18 protein-coding genes are annotated in these 17,514 nt (G+C 68.2%); 10 read left to right on the plus strand and 8 right to left on the minus strand.

Features of this window, described 5'->3' with window-relative positions:
• The first annotated feature begins 97 nt into the window (after positions 1-97).
• Genes Q0653_RS07135 through Q0653_RS07150 form a run of 4 tightly spaced genes read left to right on the plus strand, consistent with a single transcriptional unit; the run spans position 98 to position 4,487 of the window.
• Positions 98-1,051, plus strand: coding sequence for a sugar ABC transporter permease (locus Q0653_RS07135; RefSeq protein WP_261606893.1), 954 nt, complete (start codon positions 98-100; stop codon positions 1,049-1,051).
• Complete coding sequence (locus Q0653_RS07140; protein ID WP_298943773.1) at positions 1,048-1,965, plus strand: carbohydrate ABC transporter permease; 918 nt, start codon at positions 1,048-1,050, stop codon at positions 1,963-1,965. Before Q0653_RS07135 ends, Q0653_RS07140 begins: the two co-directional genes overlap by 4 nt.
• Before the next feature lie 17 nt (positions 1,966-1,982).
• Positions 1,983-3,467 carry a GH1 family beta-glucosidase gene (locus tag Q0653_RS07145; RefSeq protein WP_298943775.1) on the plus strand — a complete coding sequence of 495 codons (1,485 nt, stop codon included), beginning with the start codon at positions 1,983-1,985 and terminating at the stop codon, positions 3,465-3,467.
• Between the two features lie 6 nt (positions 3,468-3,473).
• Positions 3,474-4,487 carry a LacI family DNA-binding transcriptional regulator gene (locus Q0653_RS07150; protein ID WP_261606825.1) on the plus strand — a complete coding sequence of 338 codons (1,014 nt, stop codon included), beginning with the start codon at positions 3,474-3,476 and terminating at the stop codon, positions 4,485-4,487.
• A gap of 13 nt (positions 4,488-4,500) precedes the next feature.
• On the opposite strand, the gene Q0653_RS07155 is transcribed toward Q0653_RS07150, so the two are convergent.
• The 5 genes from Q0653_RS07155 to Q0653_RS07175 are packed head-to-tail and all read right to left on the minus strand — an operon-like array spanning position 4,501 to position 8,575.
• The gene (locus tag Q0653_RS07155) at positions 4,501-5,856 is read right to left on the minus strand and encodes a solute carrier family 23 protein (RefSeq protein ID WP_298943777.1); all 1,356 of its coding nucleotides are present in this window, start codon (positions 5,854-5,856) and stop codon (positions 4,501-4,503) included.
• A 36-nt stretch (positions 5,857-5,892) separates the two neighbouring features.
• Positions 5,893-6,870, minus strand: a complete 978-nt coding sequence (locus tag Q0653_RS07160; RefSeq protein WP_298943779.1) for a phosphoribosylaminoimidazolesuccinocarboxamide synthase — start codon at positions 6,868-6,870, stop codon at positions 5,893-5,895.
• A gap of 42 nt (positions 6,871-6,912) precedes the next feature.
• A complete protein-coding gene (locus Q0653_RS07165; RefSeq protein ID WP_298943781.1) occupies positions 6,913-7,911 on the minus strand; it encodes an NAD(P)-dependent alcohol dehydrogenase in 999 nt (332 codons plus the stop codon).
• 14 nt (positions 7,912-7,925) lie between these two features.
• Positions 7,926-8,141, minus strand: coding sequence for a helix-turn-helix transcriptional regulator (locus Q0653_RS07170; protein WP_298943783.1), 216 nt, complete (start codon positions 8,139-8,141; stop codon positions 7,926-7,928).
• A complete protein-coding gene (locus tag Q0653_RS07175) occupies positions 8,141-8,575 on the minus strand; it encodes a hypothetical protein (RefSeq protein ID WP_298943785.1) in 435 nt (144 codons plus the stop codon). The genes Q0653_RS07170 and Q0653_RS07175 overlap by 1 nt, the downstream gene beginning before the upstream one ends.
• Before the next feature lie 212 nt (positions 8,576-8,787).
• Here Q0653_RS07175 and Q0653_RS07180 point away from each other — a divergent pair, with 212 nt between their 5' ends.
• Entirely contained in the window at positions 8,788-10,272 is a 1,485-nt protein-coding gene (locus tag Q0653_RS07180; RefSeq protein ID WP_298943787.1) for a DHA2 family efflux MFS transporter permease subunit, read from the plus strand.
• 98 nt (positions 10,273-10,370) lie between these two features.
• Here the strand turns inward: Q0653_RS07180 and purD are convergent, their stop codons facing one another.
• The gene (gene purD / locus Q0653_RS07185; protein ID WP_298943789.1) at positions 10,371-11,642 is read right to left on the minus strand and encodes a phosphoribosylamine--glycine ligase; all 1,272 of its coding nucleotides are present in this window, start codon (positions 11,640-11,642) and stop codon (positions 10,371-10,373) included.
• A gap of 174 nt (positions 11,643-11,816) precedes the next feature.
• Here purD and Q0653_RS07190 point away from each other — a divergent pair, with 174 nt between their 5' ends.
• Together Q0653_RS07190 and Q0653_RS07195 are read left to right on the plus strand one after the other, a co-directional pair.
• Positions 11,817-12,173 (plus strand): sterol carrier family protein, encoded by a 357-nt coding sequence (locus tag Q0653_RS07190; RefSeq protein WP_298743065.1) that lies wholly within the window; start codon positions 11,817-11,819, stop codon positions 12,171-12,173.
• 61 nt (positions 12,174-12,234) lie between these two features.
• On the plus strand, positions 12,235-12,573 hold the full coding sequence (locus Q0653_RS07195) for a potassium transporter Trk (RefSeq protein ID WP_298943791.1): 339 nt from the start codon (positions 12,235-12,237) through the stop codon (positions 12,571-12,573).
• Here the strand turns inward: Q0653_RS07195 and Q0653_RS07200 are convergent, their stop codons facing one another.
• Positions 12,574-13,182 (minus strand): zinc-binding alcohol dehydrogenase, encoded by a 609-nt coding sequence (locus Q0653_RS07200; RefSeq protein WP_298943793.1) that lies wholly within the window; start codon positions 13,180-13,182, stop codon positions 12,574-12,576.
• Between the two features lie 72 nt (positions 13,183-13,254).
• Here Q0653_RS07200 and purM point away from each other — a divergent pair, with 72 nt between their 5' ends.
• The 3 genes from purM to Q0653_RS07215 all read left to right on the plus strand — a co-directional run bounded on the left by purM (position 13,255) and on the right by Q0653_RS07215 (position 17,257).
• Complete coding sequence (purM, locus tag Q0653_RS07205; RefSeq protein WP_298943795.1) at positions 13,255-14,367, plus strand: phosphoribosylformylglycinamidine cyclo-ligase; 1,113 nt, start codon at positions 13,255-13,257, stop codon at positions 14,365-14,367.
• Positions 14,368-14,376: 9 nt separating this feature from the next.
• Positions 14,377-15,840 (plus strand): amidophosphoribosyltransferase, encoded by a 1,464-nt coding sequence (purF, locus tag Q0653_RS07210; protein ID WP_298943797.1) that lies wholly within the window; start codon positions 14,377-14,379, stop codon positions 15,838-15,840.
• Positions 15,841-16,015: 175 nt separating this feature from the next.
• Positions 16,016-17,257 (plus strand): MFS transporter, encoded by a 1,242-nt coding sequence (locus Q0653_RS07215; protein ID WP_298943799.1) that lies wholly within the window; start codon positions 16,016-16,018, stop codon positions 17,255-17,257.
• Between the two features lie 12 nt (positions 17,258-17,269).
• Here Q0653_RS07215 and Q0653_RS07220 read toward each other — a convergent pair whose 3' ends face one another.
• Positions 17,270-17,449, minus strand: a complete 180-nt coding sequence (locus tag Q0653_RS07220) for a DUF3073 family protein (RefSeq protein WP_298744475.1) — start codon at positions 17,447-17,449, stop codon at positions 17,270-17,272.
• Positions 17,450-17,514 lie beyond the last annotated feature (65 nt).

Raw genomic sequence — 17,514 nt, forward strand, 5'->3', positions numbered from 1 at the left:
CACCACGCCGACAACGGAGCCTCACGTGACTGCGACCGAAACCCGCCCCGGGAAGACACCCGAGAAGCGCCCTGCGCCGGATCGGCCAAAGACCACCATGCCGTTCTCGCAGAAGCTGAGCCGGTGGGACCTCAAGTTCTCGCCCTACCTCTACATCTCGCCGTTCTTCATCATGTTCGCGATCATCGGGATCTTCCCGATCGGCTTCACGGCCGTGATCTCGTTCCAGGAATGGGATCTCGTCCGCAACTCCGGCACCTTCGTCGGGTTCGACCAGTACGCCTGGATCCTGAACGACCCCAAGTTCTGGACGGCGCTGCGCAATACCTTCAGCATTTTCTTGCTTTCCACCGTGCCGCAACTGATCCTGGCGATCTTCATCGCCGCGATGCTCGACCGCAACATCCGCGCGAAGACCTTTTGGCGCATGAGCGTTCTGCTCCCCTTCGTGATGGCGCCCGTCGCCGTCGCGCTGATCTTCAGCAACATGTTCGGTGACAATCACGGTCTGGTGAACAACACCCTCACCAACATGGGCCTCGACCCGATTCCGTGGCACAAGGACCCGTTCTGGAGCCACATCGCGATTGCGACGATGGTCAACTTCCGCTGGACCGGCTACAACGCCCTCATCCTGCTTGCCGCGATGCAGGCCGTGCCCCGCGAGTACTACGAGGCCGCGACGGTCGACGGCGCGAACGCGTTCCGCCAGTTCCTCAGCATCACGCTCCCGTCGTTGCGCCCGACGCTCATCTTCGTCATCATCACCTCGACGATCGGTGGCCTGCAGATCTTCGACGAGCCGCGCATGTTCGACAACACCGGTCAAGGTGGGTCGGCACAGCAGTGGCTGACGATCACCCTGTACCTCTACAACATCGGTTGGGGCGAGTTCAACTTCGGCCGGGCGGCTGCCCTCGCGTGGATCCTGTTCATCATCATCGTCGTCATCGGTCTGATCAACCTGTTCATCACCCGTCGCCTCGTCCGCGACGAAGGAACCCGAGGCGCCTCCGCGTCCCGCCGCGCACGGAAGGGAGCCCAGCGATGAGCTCTGTCAGCACACCGCCCCTCGCCATCGTCGACGAGGGCATCCCGAATGCCGCCGGCCGCAGGCGCAACGAACGCACGACGAAGATTCGTGGTGTCCGCGCCGGATTCTGGGTCTACATGGGACTCGGTGTCGTCGCGGTCTCGGCGATCTTCCCCTACTACTGGTCGTTTCTGATCGGATCGGGCGACTCGTCCACGATCAACAACCCCAACATGTCGTGGATCCCCGGCGGAAACTTCATCGAGAATGCGATTTCGGTGATGAGAGACCCCGCGGTCAACTTCTGGCTGGCCCTGTGGAACTCGATCTTCAGCTCGACGATCATCGCCGCGTCGGTCGTCATCTTCTCCACCCTTGCGGGGTGGGCGTTCGCGAAGCTGAAGTTCAAGGGCGGCACGTGGCTGCTCGCCTTCGTCGTCGCGACGATGGCGGTGCCGATGCAGCTCGGTGTCGTGCCGCTCTACATCCTGTTCGCCGACCTCGGGTGGACCGGCAACATCGGCGCGATCATCGTCCCCGCGCTCACGAGCGCGTTCGGTGTCTTCTGGATGACGCAGTACATCGGCCAGGCGGTGCCGGACGAGCTCATCGAGGCGGCGCGCGTCGATGGCGCCTCTCAGTTGCGCACCTTCTGGACCGTCGGAGTGGTGGCAGCGCGACCTGCTGCCGCGATGCTGTTCCTCTTCACCTTCGTCGGAGCATGGAACCAGTTCTTCTGGCCGTTCATCGTGCTCGACCGCCAGAGCCCGACGCTCCCCGTCGCCCTGTCGCTGCTGCAGGCGAACTACTTCGTCGACTACTCGATCGTGCTCGCCGGCGTCCTGCTCGCGACGATTCCGCTCATCCTGCTCTTCGTCTTCGCGGGCAAGCAGCTGGTCAGCGGCATCATGGCCGGCGCGGTCAAGGGCTGAGCGCGGGAGACGATTCCATGAGCACCATTTCACGCGAGGAGTCTGCGCTGATGTCGACCACCGCGCCACGGTCGTTCCCGACCGGGTTCCGGTTCGGCGCAGCAACAGCGGCGTACCAGATCGAGGGCGCGGCCTTCGAGGACGGACGTACGGCATCCATCTGGGACGCGTTCAGCCGCGTGCCGGGCGCCGTCATCAACGCGGACAACGGTGACGTCGCGTGCGACCACTACCACCGCTCCCGCGACGACGTCGCCCTGATGAAGGATCTCGGCCTCGACACATATCGCTTCTCCGTGTCGTGGTCGCGCGTGCGCCCCGACGGGGGTCCGGTCAACGCGAAGGGGCTCGACTTCTACAAGCGGCTGGTCGATGACCTCCGCGGCGCCGACATCATCCCGTGGCTGACCCTCTACCACTGGGACCTGCCGCAGGCGATCGAAGAGCGGGGCGGCTGGACCGTGCGTTCGACCGCCGAGCAGTTCACGGAGTACGCGCTGTCGGTGCACGATGCCCTCGGTGACCGCGTCGAGAACTGGACGACCCTGAACGAGCCGTGGTGCTCGTCGTTCCTCAGCTATACGGCGGGTATCCACGCGCCCGGTCGCTACAGCGTCACCGACGGCGTCCTCGCCGCGCACCACCTGATGCTCGGCCACGGTACGGCCGTGCGCGAATTGCGTGCGCGGGATGCGTCGTTGAGCCTCGGTGTCACGCTCAACCTCACGGTGGCCGAGGCGGCCGACCCTACGGACCCGCTCGACATCGACGCCGCACGGCGGATCGATGGGCAGTTCAACCGTTGGTTCCTCGACCCGATCTTCCGCGGGCAGTATCCGGCCGACACCATCGAGGACATCCGCGCGGTCGCACCCGAAGCGATCGATGCGCTCGACGCCGCCACGTTGCCGGGTGACCTCGAGACCATCTCGCAGCACCTCGACGCGCTGGGGGTGAACTACTACCACGGTGAGTTCGTGGGGGCGACGCCCGACCCGAAACCCCCCTTGCCGGGCGATGCGCCCACCGACCGCGTGGCGGCATCCCCCTTCCCGTCGCACGAGCACATCTTCTGGCACGAACGGGGCCTGCCGCGCACGAGCATGCACTGGGAGGTGCAGCCGGCCGGTCTCACCGAGCTGCTCCAGCGGGTCTGGACCGAGTACGCGCAGCCGGTGGGGACCGCGCTGTACGTCACCGAGAACGGCGCCGCGTTCGACGATGTGCTCGAGGGAGATCGTGTGCACGACGCAGAGCGCGTCGACTTCCTCCGTGATCACCTCGGTGCGATCGTCGATGCGGTGGATGCCGGCGTCGACGTGCGCGGATACTTCTACTGGTCGTTGCTCGACAACTACGAGTGGGCATGGGGGTACGAGAAGCGCTTCGGGATCGTGCACGTCGACTACGACACCCAGGTGCGTACGCCCAAGGACAGCGCACTGGAGTATCGTCGGGTCATCGCCGCCCGAGCGATCGACGTTCCTCCACCAGTGAAGTAGCCACCCGTGACCATCGACACTTCGCGCCCTGCCGCAACGATCGAAGAGGTCGCGACGGCGGCCGGCGTGTCTCGGTCTACCGTGTCGAGGGTGGTGAACGGGTCGACGTCCGTTTCGCGGGCGGCGTTGGATGCCGTCACCCGCGCAATCGCCGACCTCAACTACGTGCCCAATCGTGCAGCCCGTTCGCTGGCATCGCGGGCCACGATGGCGATCGCACTCGTGGTGCCCGAAGACACGACACGCTTTTTCGGAGACCCGTTCTTCGCCGCGGTCGTTTCGGGCATCAACGCCCGGCTCGGGAAGTCCGACTACGTCCTGAATCTCATCATCGCGAGCGATGATCCCCGTGACAAGACGACCGCGTACGTACGCAGCGGAGCGGTCGACGGGGCGATCGTCGTCTCGCACCACACGAGCGACACGTTCATCGATCGGATCGCCGCCGCCGTCCCCGTTGTCTACGGCGGGCGGCCCGTGCGGGAGCGTGAGCGCGACTTCTACGTCGACGTCGATAACGCCGCCGGTGCCCGTGATGCCACTCGCTACCTGCTGTCGAAGGGGTATCGGCGCGTGGCGACGATCACCGGTCCGCTCACCATGCCGGCCGGCGTCGACCGTCTCGAGGGATACCGCGAGGCGCTCGCCGAGGCGGGCCTTGAGCCGGTTGCCGTCGCCGACGGCAACTTCACGACTGATGGTGGTGCGGCAGCGATGCAGCAGATCCTCGACGGGGGAGCCGAGTTCGATGCGCTCTTCATCGCGAGCGACCTGATGGCCCGCGGTGCGCTCGCGGTCCTCGGTCGTGCCGGCATCCGCGTGCCCGAAGACGTCGGCATCGTCGGCTTCGACGACTCGCCCGTCGCCACGAGCGTGAACCCGCAGCTCACGACGATGCGCCAGCCCTCGCGTGAGCAGGGCGAAGAGATGGCCGACATCCTGCTCTCGCTCCTCGCCGGCGGCACGCCGCCGCATGTGACGGTGCTCGAGACCGAACTCGTGGTGCGCGCCTCGGCGTGAGGATGCCGGGCGGTCAGCCCACGTTCTCGGGGTCGCCGCCGAGGGGGCCGATCGGCACGATGGGGCCTCCGTCGTCCGCTCCCGTCCGGCGCGCCCGGGCGATCGCGTTACCGACGTGGTAGATCACGAGGGCGGCCACCGTGGCGATCACGATCGCGCCGAAGCTGAGCGCGCCGAGGTTCATCGTGAAACCGGCGATCGCGATGACGAACGCGACCGCGACGGTGTACTGGTTCACGGGGCGCGAGAAGTCGACCTGGTTGTCGACCCAGATCTTGATCCCGATGACACCGATCAGGCCGTAGAGGGCGGTGGTGATGCCGCCGAGCACACCGGCCGGCATCGCGAAGATGACGGCCCCGACCTTGGGGGAGAACGCGAGGAGGATCGCGAACGTGCCCGCGACCCAGTAGGCCGCCGTCGAGTAGACGCGCGTGGCGGCCATGACACCGATGTTCTCGCCGTACGTCGTCGTGCCCGAACCGCCGAAGCCGCCCGCGATCGTCGTGGCGAGGCCGTCGGCGATGAGCGCACGACCGGTGCGCGTGTTGACGGAGGGATCGCCGGTCATCGTCGCGACGCCGCGCACGTGGCCGACGTTCTCGGCGATGAGCACCAGGATCACCGGGAGGAACATCGGCAGCATGCTCCACGCCACCGGGTCGCCGAAGGCCGGCAGGTGGAACTCGGGCAGACCGATCCACGCGGCGCTTTCGACACCGGAGAAGTCGACCCGGCCCAGCAGCGCGGCCACGACGTAGCCGAACACGACGCCGAGGAAGATGGAGATGCGTCCGAGGAATCCACGGAAGAAGACGGCGAACAGGATGCTGGCGGCCAGCGTGATGGTGCCGAGGAGGGCATCCTGCTGGAAGTTCTGCCAGGCGACGGGCGCGAGGTTCAGCCCGATGAGCGCGACGATCGCGCCGGAGACGACCGGCGGCATGAGCTTTTCGATCCAGCGCGTCCCGGTCGCCTGCACGAGGAAGCCGACGCCCGCGAGGAGGACGCCGCTGGCGAAGACACCGAGGAGGGCGCGGCTGATCTGCTCGGGGGAGTCGAGGGCGGCGCCGTCACCCGGGCCGAGCGCGAGGATCGGCGCGATGAACGCGAACGACGACCCGAGGTAGCTCGGTAGGCGGTTGCCGGTGAGGACGAGAAACAGGAGAGTGCCGATGCCGGAGAAGAGCAGCGTCGTCGACACCGGGAAGCCCGTGAGCAACGGCACGAGGAAGGTCGCGCCGAACATCGCGACGACGTGCTGCGCGCCGATCGCGATCGTCGAGGGCCACCCCAGTCGCTCGTGCGGCTTGACGACGGCGCCGGGTGCGACGGTGTGGCCGTCTCCGTGCAGGGTCCACATGGGCATGCGAAAGCTCCTCGTTCGATCAGGGATGGCCTGAGATCAGGCTACCTGGGAGCGCGCTGTGAGCCGTGGATCGCCGCTCGGAGAGAGGCCTGCCGTGAGCTTCTCCAGCAACTCGCGGTACTTCGCCGCGGTTCGCTCGACGATCTCGCCCGGCAGCTCCGGCGGGGTGCCCTGTTTGTCCCAGTTCGCGGCCAGCCAGTCGCGGACGATCTGCTTGTCGAAGCTCGCCATCCGCTCGGCCGGGGTCGTTCCGGTGCGCCAGGCGTCGGCATCCCAGTACCGCGACGAATCGCTCGTCAGCACTTCGTCGGCCAGCGTCAGGATGCCGGCCTCATCGACGCCGAACTCGAACTTGGTGTCGGCCAGGATGAGGCCCCGAGCCTCGGCGACGCGGGCCGCGCGGAGATAAATCTCGAGCGAGACATCGCGGAGCTCCGTCGCACGCTCGAGGCCGACGAGCTCGACGGTCTGATCGAACGAGATGTTCTCGTCGTGCTCGCCGAGCGGCGCCTTGTAGGCCGGGGTGAAGATCGCTTCCGGCAGGCGGTCGCCATCGGTGAGCCCCGGAGCGAGGGGGATCCCGCACACGGTGCCGTTCTCCTGGTACTCGACCCAGCCCGACCCCGTCAGATAGCCGCGCACGACACACTCGATCGGCAGCATCTCCAGGCTCTGCACCAACATCGCGCGCCCGGCGACCGCGTCGGGGATGAGGTCCTCGACATCGTCGGAGGTCGGCGAAAGGCGGTGCGACGGCGCGAGGTGGTTCGGGATGCGGCGTCCCCCGTCGGCGCCGGCGAGCTGATCGAACCACCACAGGCTCAGGGTGGTGAGCAGTTCGCCCTTCTCCGGGATGCCGGGGGACAGGACGAAATCGAACGCGCTGACGCGATCGCTCGCGACCACCAGCATCCGACCGGCGGTGGCGTCGTCGCGCGCGTCAGGGCGGTAGAGATCGCGCACCTTGCCCGAGTACGCGTGGGTCCAGCCGGGCAGGTCAGCAGTGGTGGTCACCCGTCCATTATCTCGCGACACCGGCCGCACCGACCGGCGTCGTCATGCACCCGTGACGACGACCTTGCCGACCGTGCGCCCGCTGTCGAGGTGTGCCATCGCCGCGCCGGCGTCGGCGAGCGGCCACGTGTGCTCGATCAGCGGAGTGAGGCGCCCGTCTGTCGCCAGCGCGACGAGTTCGCGCAGCACATCGGGCTTCGCGACGGCGGCGAGGGGCCGAAGTGTGCGCCGCGACCCGAGGGAGCGGACGGATGCCGCTGCGAGCCGCCCCATCGGTCCGAGCAGGCGGCTCCCTTCGCCGGAGACCAGCACGACCGATCCGCCGTCGCGGACGAGCCCTTGGAGGGCCTTGAGAGGTGCCGTGCCGGCGATATCGATCACGGCGTCGAACCCGCTTGCGCCGAGTTCGGGGGAGCCCGGTTGCACCGAGTGATAGTCGAACGTGCGCGCCGCGCCGAGCGCGCCGACCGCCGCGCGGCTGCGCTCGCCGCAGAGAGCCCACACCTCGGCGCCGCGGAGGGCCGCGAGCTGCACCGCGAATGTCCCCACACCGCCGGACGCACCGATTACCAGCACCCGGGAACCGGACGTGACCTCGCCCCGATCGAGCGCCTGCCAGGCGGTTCCGCCCGCCATCGGCAAGGTCGCCGCGATGAGGGGATCGAGCTCGGCGGGGCGGGTGACGAGCCGTGCGGCGGGTGCCACCGCTTCGTGCGCGAGTCCGCCGCCGGCGGGCAGTTCTCCGACGACCTCGTCACCGACCGCCACGCCCTCGACACGCTCACCGAGTGCGACGACGGTGGCGGCGACATCCATGCCGCGCACCTTCTGCTTCGGGGCGCGCAGGCCGAATGCCCCGCGGAGGAGCAGCGGTTCACCGTGCAGAATGCGCACGTCGGCCGAGTTGAGCGCCGTGGCGCGCACGCGGAGCAGGACCTCGCCGCGGCGCGGCTTCGGCACGGGAGCGCTGCCGAAGGAGAGGGTCTCGACGCCGCCATAGCGGGCCTGGACCCAGGCGGGCATGATCTCGGTGGATGACATGGTGCGCTCCGTGTTCATGGTGTCGGGTAGTGGAAGACATCGTCGAGACCGACGTCGAAGACGTGGGAGATCTGAAAGGCGAGCTCGAGGCTCGGCGAGTACCGCTCCTGCTCGATTGCGATGAGGGTCTGACGGGTGACGCCGATCCGCGCCGCGAGCTCGGCCTGGGTGAGTCCTGCAGTTTCACGCAGGGCGCGGATGGTGTTGGTGACCTTCGTGGGCTTGACCATCAGACGAGTCCCCGCCGGTAGGCGATGACGCTCGCGATACCCCCGATGAACGCGGAGAGGGCGAAGCCGAAGAACATCGTGTGGGCGATCCAGAACGCATCCGCCTCGAGCGCGCACAGGACGATCACACCGAGGCCGGCGATCACGGTGAAGGCCTGTCCGACTCGGCCGCCCATGCGGGCGATATCGCGGTCGCGATCGTCCGACGCGCCGACGCCCGCCGGGTCGCGCACGCCCGCGATCATCCCCCAGAGGATGCTCACGATGACCGTCGCGGCGATGCTGCCCAGAATCGTCCACAACATGATCGGCCACCATTCGACGCCGGTGAGCGGACCGTCACCCGCGCGTTGCAGCACGATCACGATGTAGGTGGTGAGGGCGATCACGGTCACGACTAGACCAACCCAGGTGTTGCGCTCTTCGTAGACCACGACCGACTCCTTCGTTCTGAGTGTCAAACTTTCTTGACATCACGATAGGGTGATCGCGGCATCCATGTCAAGAATTATTTACATGGATGGGCGTTGCGGGCGAGATGACGAGCGGCGAGCGCTGACGATCCGGAGGTACTCTCCATACGGAGTGATCCGGCCTGAGCGCTCCCCACCGATCGCTACCTCGCTCAGAGAGAAGCCGCACGACGATGACCGACTCCACCACCGCCCCGAGCGGCGCACCCGCGTCGACCGTGCCCGAGCGAAATCCCTGGCCGGCCCTGTGGGCCCTCGTCATCGGGTTCTTCATGATCCTGGTCGACACGACGATCGTCTCTGTCGCCAATCCCGCGATCAAGGCGGCCCTCGACCCCGACACCAACAATCTCGACAACGTGGTGTGGGTCACCTCGGCGTACCTGCTGGCGTACGCCGTGCCGTTGCTGATCACCGGGCGACTCGGTGACCGCTTCGGTCCCAAGCGGATCTACCTGATCGGTCTCGTCGTCTTCACCCTCGCTTCGCTCGCCTGTGGACTGTCGGGGACGCTCGAGATGCTGATCATCGCCCGCGCCGTGCAGGGTCTCGGCGCGGCGCTCATGACTCCGCAGACGATGGCCGTCATCACACGGACCTTCCCGCCGAACCAGCGGGGCGCCGCGATGGGCCTGTGGGGTGCGACCTCGGGCGTCGCGATGCTCGTCGGACCCCTCGCCGGGGGCCTGCTCGTGGACGGTCTCGGATGGGAGTGGATCTTCTTCATCAACCTGCCCGTCGGTGTGGTCGCTTTCGTGCTGGCGTGGCGACTCGTTCCGAACCTCGAGACCCACCCGCACCGCTTCGACATCCTGGGAGTCTTCCTCAGCGCGATCGCTCTGTTCCTGATCGTCTTCGGACTGCAGGAGGGTGAGCACTTCGACTGGGAACCCTGGGTGTGGACCATGATCGCCGCGGGTATCGTCATCCTCGGCCTCTTCATCTGGCAGCAGGCGAAGACCAAGAGCGAACCGCTCGTGCCTCTCGCGCTCTTCCGCGACCGCAACTTCTCGATCGCCAACCTCGGGATCGCGACGGTCGGCTTCACCGTGACGGCGATGTCGCTGCCGATGATGTTCTTCTACCAGTTGGCTCGCGGGCTCACTCCCACCGAATCGGCGCTGCTGCTCATTCCGATGGCCGTGTTCGCGGGCGTCCTGTCGCCGTTCGCCGGACGGCTGCTTGATCGCGTCGATCCGCGGATGCTGCTCGTACCCGGGCTGCTGCTGACGACGATCGCACTCCTCTGGTACGCCGCGCTGATGAACCCGGACACTCCGGTGTGGATGTTCCTGTTCCCGTCGGCCCTCATGGGAATCGGCCAGTCGGGCATGTGGGGGCCCCTCGCGACGACCGCGACGCGCAACCTCGAGCCGCGACAGGCGGGCGCCGGCTCGGGCATCTACAACACCACCCGCACGATCGGGTCGGTGCTCGGCTCCGCCGCGATCGCCGCGGTCATGCAGTCGCGCCTCGAGGCGAACCTGCCGGGCGCGGCCGACGCGGCGAGCTTCGGTGGCGGCACGCTGCCCGACGCGGTCGTCGCCGGATTCTCCGACGCGATGGCCCAGACCATGCTGCTCCCCGCCGGCATCCTGCTGATCGGGCTCGTGGCCGTGCTGTTCCTGCAACGTCCCGCGCACCTCGCGCGTCGCTGACCCAGCGCCGTGCCAGTGTCGAGCCGACGCGAACCGTCGGTTCGACCCCCCCTCCCGCGACGGATTGCGTCGGGTCGTGGTGCATAGGCGCCCGTCGGTCAGGGGGCGACGCGAGCGGCGATGTCGGTGCGGTGGTGGGAGCCCTCGAGCGTGATCTCGCCCAGCGCGCGGTACGCCCGCTCGCGCGCTTGTCCGAAGGACTCTCCGGTGGCGACGACGCTGAGCACGCGGCCGCCGGTCGCAGTCAGCGTGCCGCCCTGCACCGCGGTCGCGGCATGGGCCAGGTGGACTCCGGGGAGGGAGGCTGCGGCATCCGTCCCGCCCAGCGGCCGACCCGTGAGGGGGGATTCCGGATAGCCCTCGCTCGCGAGGACGACCGTGACGGCCACGTCCGAGGCGAAGGTCGGCGCCGGCTCGTCTTCGAGGTGCCCGCTCGCGGCCGACATGAGTAGGCGGGAGAGCGGCGAGCTCAGGCGCGCGAGGACGACCTGCGTTTCGGGGTCGCCGAAGCGCGCGTTGAACTCGATGACCTTGATGCCTGCATCGGTCAAGATCAGACCCGCGTAAAGAAGACCCACGAACGGGGTGCCCTCGGCATCGAGCGTGCGGATGACCGGTTCCGCCACCGTGCGGGTGACCTCGGCGACGAAAGCCTCTTCGCTGCCGAAGTCGTCTGCCAGCCAAGGCAGCGGGGAGTACGCGCCCATGCCGCCCGTGTTGGGCCCGGCATCGCCGTCGTACGCGCGTTTGAAGTCCTGCGCGGGGCTGAGCGCGCGCACGGTGTCACCGTCGCTGACGAAGAAGAGCGAGACCTCGGGTCCGGAGAGGAATTCCTCCACGAGGACCGGGCCGGTGGCGAGGTACGTGTCGGCGTGGGCGAGCGCTGCGCCGCGGTCGTCGGTGACGATGACGCCCTTCCCCGCGGCGAGGCCATCGGCTTTGACGACGTACGGCGCGCCGTACTCATCGATCGCTGCTTCCACCTCGGCGCGGGTCTGCGCGCGCACGGCGCGGCCGGTCGGAACGCCCGCGGCATCCATGATGCGCTTCGCGAACGCCTTGGATCCCTCGAGCTGCGCCGCGGCGCGGCCGGGTCCGAACACCGGGACGCCGCGGGAGCGCAGCGCATCGGCGACGCCGGCGACGAGGGGCGCCTCGGGGCCGATGATCACCAGGTCGATGGCTTGCGCGTTGGCGTATTCGGTGACGTCGGCGGGGCTGTTCGGGTCGAGGTCCGGCACCAGGGTCGCGTCGTCCGCGATCCCCGCGTTGCCGGGAGCGGCGAACAGGGCGTGCCCGGCATCCTCCCCCTTCAGGGCGAGGAGGATGGCGTGCTCGCGAGCACCGGAACCGAGGACGAGAATGCGCACGCGCCCAGCCTACCGACGGGGTCGATCCCCCGCGGCGGCCCCGGTTCCCCGGTCCCCCCGTGCCGTATTCAGTCTCGCTGAGTGCCAGCTTCGCGGGGGAGTGCGCAATTCCGCGGTCCGCGCGCCGCGCGCGATGCGGCTGGACTGAATACGGGTCGGGGCTAGCGTGGAGACATGGCGCGCAGGATCACGACGGAGGACGGCCGGGCGGCGTTGGCCGCGGTGGCGGGTGCGGAAAAGCCCGCGCGGACCGACCTCGCGACCGCCGTCCGCTACCTGCTGCAGTTGTTGGTCGAGAAGGCCCCGGGCAACTCGGTCGAGGTGCGCGTGCCGCCGTTCGGGGCCGTCCAGGTCGTGGAAGGCCCGCGCCACACTCGAGGCACTCCGCCGAACGTCGTCGAAACCGACCCGCAGACCTGGATCGGGCTCGCCACGGGCACGCAGTCGTGGCCGGATGCGGTGGCCTCCGGCCGGGTGGTCGCATCGGGCACACGCGCGGATCTCACCGGGCTCGTGCCGCTACGGCCATAGCTCGCACGACCGCTTCGCTCGCGCCCGCCGCGCGAGCCCCGCGGGGTGGGACAATAGGGGCATGACCTCGTCCGCGACCCACCAGATCGAGTCGGCACAGCTGCGCCGCAGCCCCCGCTACGGGGTATTCCTGGCGCTCGGCGTGGTCGTCGGCATCCTGGCCGCCCTCATTCTGACCTTCGCGTTCGGTGACGGCGAGGGGACGAGCGCCGCGACCGGCGTCAGCTACACCACGACCCAGGTGTTCGGGTTCCTCTGCCTGTTCGCCATCCCGATCGGGATGGCGCTGAGCGCGGGCGTCGCGTTGATCTTCGATCGCGTGCTGTCTCGACGCGCGCGCAACGTGCGGGTGTCGCACGACCGGATCCACGTCGAGCCCGAGGGCACCGACGCCGTCTGATCAGGCGATGTCGGCGATGATCGGGCCGATCGCCGCGTCGAAGGCCGCGATGTCGCTGCGCAGACCATCGGTCACCGCGACGGTCAGCGATCCGATCCACCACACGCCGCGTTGCGTCAACGGGAGTACCTGGACGTTCAGCTCGAACGAGTGCGCGCGCCGGCCGACGTGGCGCTCGTGCTGGGCGATCGCACCGGCGTAGGCGCGGTAGGACGTGCCGGTGCCGGTGCCGAGACTCGCCCGGTAGCGGTCGTGCGCGCTCCGGGCGAAAGCAACGGCATCCTTCCCGTGCGGGACGATCGCGGCATGCAGTTCGGCGAAACCCTCGGTGGGCAGTGCGATGAGCATGTCGAACCCGTCGACCAATTCCAGCGGCACGGGCGACGGATGCGCCTGCGGCTCGACCGTCAGTTCCCAGAATCCGCGCCACTGGCGTTCGAGAGCCGGATCGTCCTCATCCTCGTGGGGGCCGTGGGGCGCGATACCCCGCACGTGCGGCAATTCTTCGGGAAAACGGATGCCGAGGACCTGCCGCAGGTAGAGCGCGATCAGGACGGGGAGGCCGGCGTCTTCACGCACCACCCACTCCGGTCCTCCTGCCGCGCTCATGCCGCCATCCTATGGCGGGGGTGTGCTCTGAGGACGGGCTCTCGCCGAGCGCCGGAGCGGTAGGCTGACGGTGTGGCACAGGCCTCCGCGAACCCCTATTCCGAAGCCGGCGTCGATACTGCGGCGGGCGATCTCGCCGTCGAGTTGATGAAGTCGGCCGTCCGTCGCACCCATGGACCCGAGGTCCTGGGCGGAGTGGGCGGCTTTGCCGGCCTCTTCGATGCGTCGGCGATCCGCTCCTACGACAAGCCGCTGCTGGCGACCTCGACCGACGGCGTCGGGACGAAAGTCGCGATCGCGCAGGCGATCGACAAACACGACACGATCGGGCACGACCTGGTCGGTATGGTCGTCGACGACATCGTCGTGGTCGGTGCCAAGCCGCTCTTCATGACCGACTACATCGCGTGCGGCAAGGTGTTCCCCCAGCGCATCGCCGACATCGTCCGCGGCATCGCCGAGGGGGCGACGGCGACCGGCACCGCGCTCGTCGGCGGCGAGACGGCCGAGCACCCGGGCCTCCTCGGCATCCACGACTACGACGTCGCGGGCGCGGCGACCGGAGTCGTCGAAGCCGACAACGTCCTCGGCGCCGAACGTGTGCGCACGGGCGATGTCGTGCTCGCCCTCGCCTCCAGCGGTCTGCACTCCAACGGCTATTCGCTCGTGCGGCACATCGTCGCCGGTGCGGGAATCACCTACGGCGACCAGGCGGCGGACTTCTCGCGCACGTGGGGCGAGGAGCTCCTCGAGCCGACGCGCTTGTACACGCTCCCTTTGTTGCGACTCATCGACCAGTTCGGTGACGCCGTGCACGCGCTCAGTCACGTGACCGGTGGGGGCATTGCCGCCAACCTCGCGCGCGTGCTGCCGAAGGGGACGTGGGTCGACCTCGACCGGGCGACCTGGTCGCCGCCGCCCGTGTTCCGCGTGCTAGCCGACCTCGGGTCGCTCTCGCTCGAGCAGACCGAGGGCACCTGGAACCTCGGCATCGGGTTCCTCGCGGTCGTCTCTGCCGGACAGGCGGATGCTGCGGCATCCGCCCTCACCGCCGCGGGCATCACGACCTGGCAGGTGGGCATCGTCGGTGACGGAGAACTGCCCGACGGACACTTCGAGCAGGGCGCCAAGGGCGTCGACGGCGGCGCGGTGCGCCTGGTCGGCGCATACGCAGAAACGGACTGAGCTACATCCATGTGCGGAATCGTCGGCATGGTCGGTCAGGGACCGGTCAACCAGGAGATCTACGACGCGCTGCTGCTCCTGCAGCACCGCGGGCAGGATTCCACGGGCATCGCGACAGCGGAGCCGAACGGGATCTTCCACCAGTTCAAGGCCAAGGGGCAGGTTCGCGAGGCGTTCCGCACCCGCGACATGCGCGCCCTTCTCGGGACGATCGGCCTCGGGCACGTCCGCTATGCCACGAAGGGCACGGCATCCAGCGAAGAAGAGGCGCAGCCGTTCTACGTCAACGCGCCGTACGGAATCGTGCTGGTGCACAACGGCAACCTCACCAATACGCGGGAGCTGTCCGAAGAGCTCTTCCGCACCGACCGGCGTCACCTGAACACGAGCTCGGACACCGAGCTGCTGGTCAACGTCCTCGCCAACGAGCTGCAGTCAGCTATCTCCGGCCCGGAGCTTGACCCCGCGCAGGTGTTCCAGGCGGTCGAGCGCGTTCATCAGCGCGTCGAAGGCTCGTACGCGTCGATCGCGCTGATCGCCGGATACGGCTTGCTGGCTTTCCGCGACCCCTTCGGCATCCGCCCGCTCATTCTCGGTACGCGCAAGGATGGCGAGGGTCGCTACGAGTGGATCGTGGCATCCGAGTCGCTCGTGCTCGAGAACTCCGGCTTCGAGGTCGTCCGTGATGTCGAGCCCGGCGAAGCAGTCTTCATCGACCTCGCCGGAAATCTCCACACGCGTCAGTGCGCCGCGAAGGCCCAGCTCGTGCCGTGCTCGTTCGAGTATGTGTACCTCGCCCGTCCGGACAGCGAGATGAACGGCATCTCGGTGTACGAGGCACGCCTGCGCATGGGCGAACGCCTCGCCGACACGATCGCGAAGTACACCCCGAAGGGGTCGATCGACGTCGTCATGCCGATCCCCGATTCGTCCCGCCCCGCAGCCATGCAGGTCGCGCGCAAGCTCGGGCTGGAGTACCGCGAGGGCTTCTACAAGAACCGCTACGTCGGCCGGACGTTCATCATGCCCGGACAGGCGGTGCGCAAAAAGAGCGTGCGGCAGAAGCTCAACGCGATGTCGAGCGAGTTCAAGGGCAAGAACGTGCTGCTCATCGACGACTCGATCGTGCGCGGGACGACCTCCAAGGAGATCATCCAGATGGCACGGGATGCGGGGGCGCTCTCGGTCACCTTCGCGTCGGCTGCCCCTCCCGTGCGCTTTCCGCACGTGTACGGCATCAACATGCCGTCCCGGCAGGAGCTCGTCGCGCACGGGCGGACGATTCCTGAGATCGCCGAGGAGCTCGGGGCCGATTATCTGGTGTACCAGGAGGTCGACGACCTCAAGGCGGCGATCCTCGACGGTTCGCCGGACGTCGAAGACCTCGACATGAGCTGCTTCGACGGCCGCTATATCACCGGCACGGTGTCGGAGGAATACCTGGCCTGGGTCGAGGGCTCTCAGCGGTCCTGACCTCATGGCGACCTCGCTCGCCGTGCCGCCGTATCCCCCCCGTCTCCGTCCGCGAGACCGCGCTTGTGTCACACTTCTTCGCCGAAAGCGTGACACAAGCGCGGTTTCACGGAGGGGCGCCGCGCACAGGCGAGACCGGCGGCTGGCATGACGCGGCGCGCATAGACTCGAGCGAGTGACCTCTGAACACCCCCGCCCTCTCTGGCGGGGACGAGCCCTGGCGCTCGTCGGCATCGTGCTGGTCGCCTTCTCGCTGCGGTCCGCCGTTGCCTCCCTCTCACCGATCCAAGCCGAGATCGAAGCCGACATCGCGGTGCCGGCCTGGGTCGTCGGGCTTATCGGCACCGCGCCGCCCCTGTGCTTCGCCCTCTTCGGGATCGTGACGCCGATGCTCGAGCGCCGATTCGGCCTCGAGCGACTCGCGATCGCGGCGATGGTGGTCGTGAGCTTCGGGCTCGTCGGTCGGGCGGTCGCTCCGGATGCCGGACTCCTCCTCCTGGGGACGGCCGTGCTGTTCGCGGGGGTCGGGGTCGGCAATGTCGTCGTACCTCCGCTGATCAAGCGATACCTCCCCGATCGGACCGGCCTGATGACCGGCCTCTATTCCGCGACCCTTGCCGTCGCCGCGTTCGTCCCGCCGCTCGTCGCGGTGCCGGTCGCCGACGCGGCCGGGTGGCGATTCTCGCTCGGGATGTGGGCGGTGTTCGCCGTCGTCGCGGTCATCCCGTGGTGGGCGATGCTGCAGCGCGAGCGCGTTGCGGCGGAAGGAGTGGCACCGGCTGTCGTGGAGGAGCCCGCACCGCGCGTGCTCGGGCGGCTCTTCCGGTTGCCGATGGCGTGGGCGCTCGCGGCGACGTTCGTGTTGTCCTCGACGAGTGTCTACGCGAGCTTCGCCTGGCTGCCCGTCATCCTCGTCGATATCGCCGACGTCTCCCACGCCACGGCCGGAGTCTTGTTAGCGCTCTTCGGCGCTATGGGAATCCCCCTGTCGATCCTCGTGCCGATCGTCATCACACGATGGCGGCGGGTCGGCATCCTGTACGCGGGCGCCCTCGTCGCCGGCCTCGCGGCGGTCGCGGGGCTCCTGCTGGCGCCGACCGCGGCGACCGCGCTGTGGGTCGTGCTTCTCGGCATCCCGCAGGGACTGTTCCCGGTCGCGCTCGTGTTGATCCAGCGCCGCGCGCGCACGCACGAGGGCGCCGTGGCGCTGAGCGGTTTCGTGCAGAGCCTCGGCTACCTGCTGGCGGCCACGTTCCCGCTCGCGTTCGCGCTCATCAACGACGCGACCGGCGAGTGGACGGTCCCGTTGCTCATGCTCGGGGCGCTCATGCTGGTCGCGATCCCCGCGGGGATCATCGCGTCACGCCCGCGCACGATCGAGGATCAGTGGGAGCGCCGCCACGGAGCATGGCGGTGAGCGAGACAGGGGTCAGGCTGTCTCGAGCTCTTCGTCGTCGTCGGCGTACTGATCCGCCCACTTGTCGACGTACTGCTCCTCGTCGTGGTGACCGAGTTCCTTTTCGAGAGCGGTGTAGTTCACGTTGTACGTGTCGTACTTGAGTTCGCGAGCAATCTTGGTGTGCTTCGCCTTCTGACGGCCACGCCCCATGCGAGACCCCCTCATTTCTGAGTCACGAACTGTGAGCAGTGCCTGTGCCCACGGTTCGGTGCATT

The organism is uncultured Microbacterium sp. (assembly GCF_947488465.1).
Classification (GTDB): domain Bacteria; phylum Actinomycetota; class Actinomycetes; order Actinomycetales; family Microbacteriaceae; genus Microbacterium.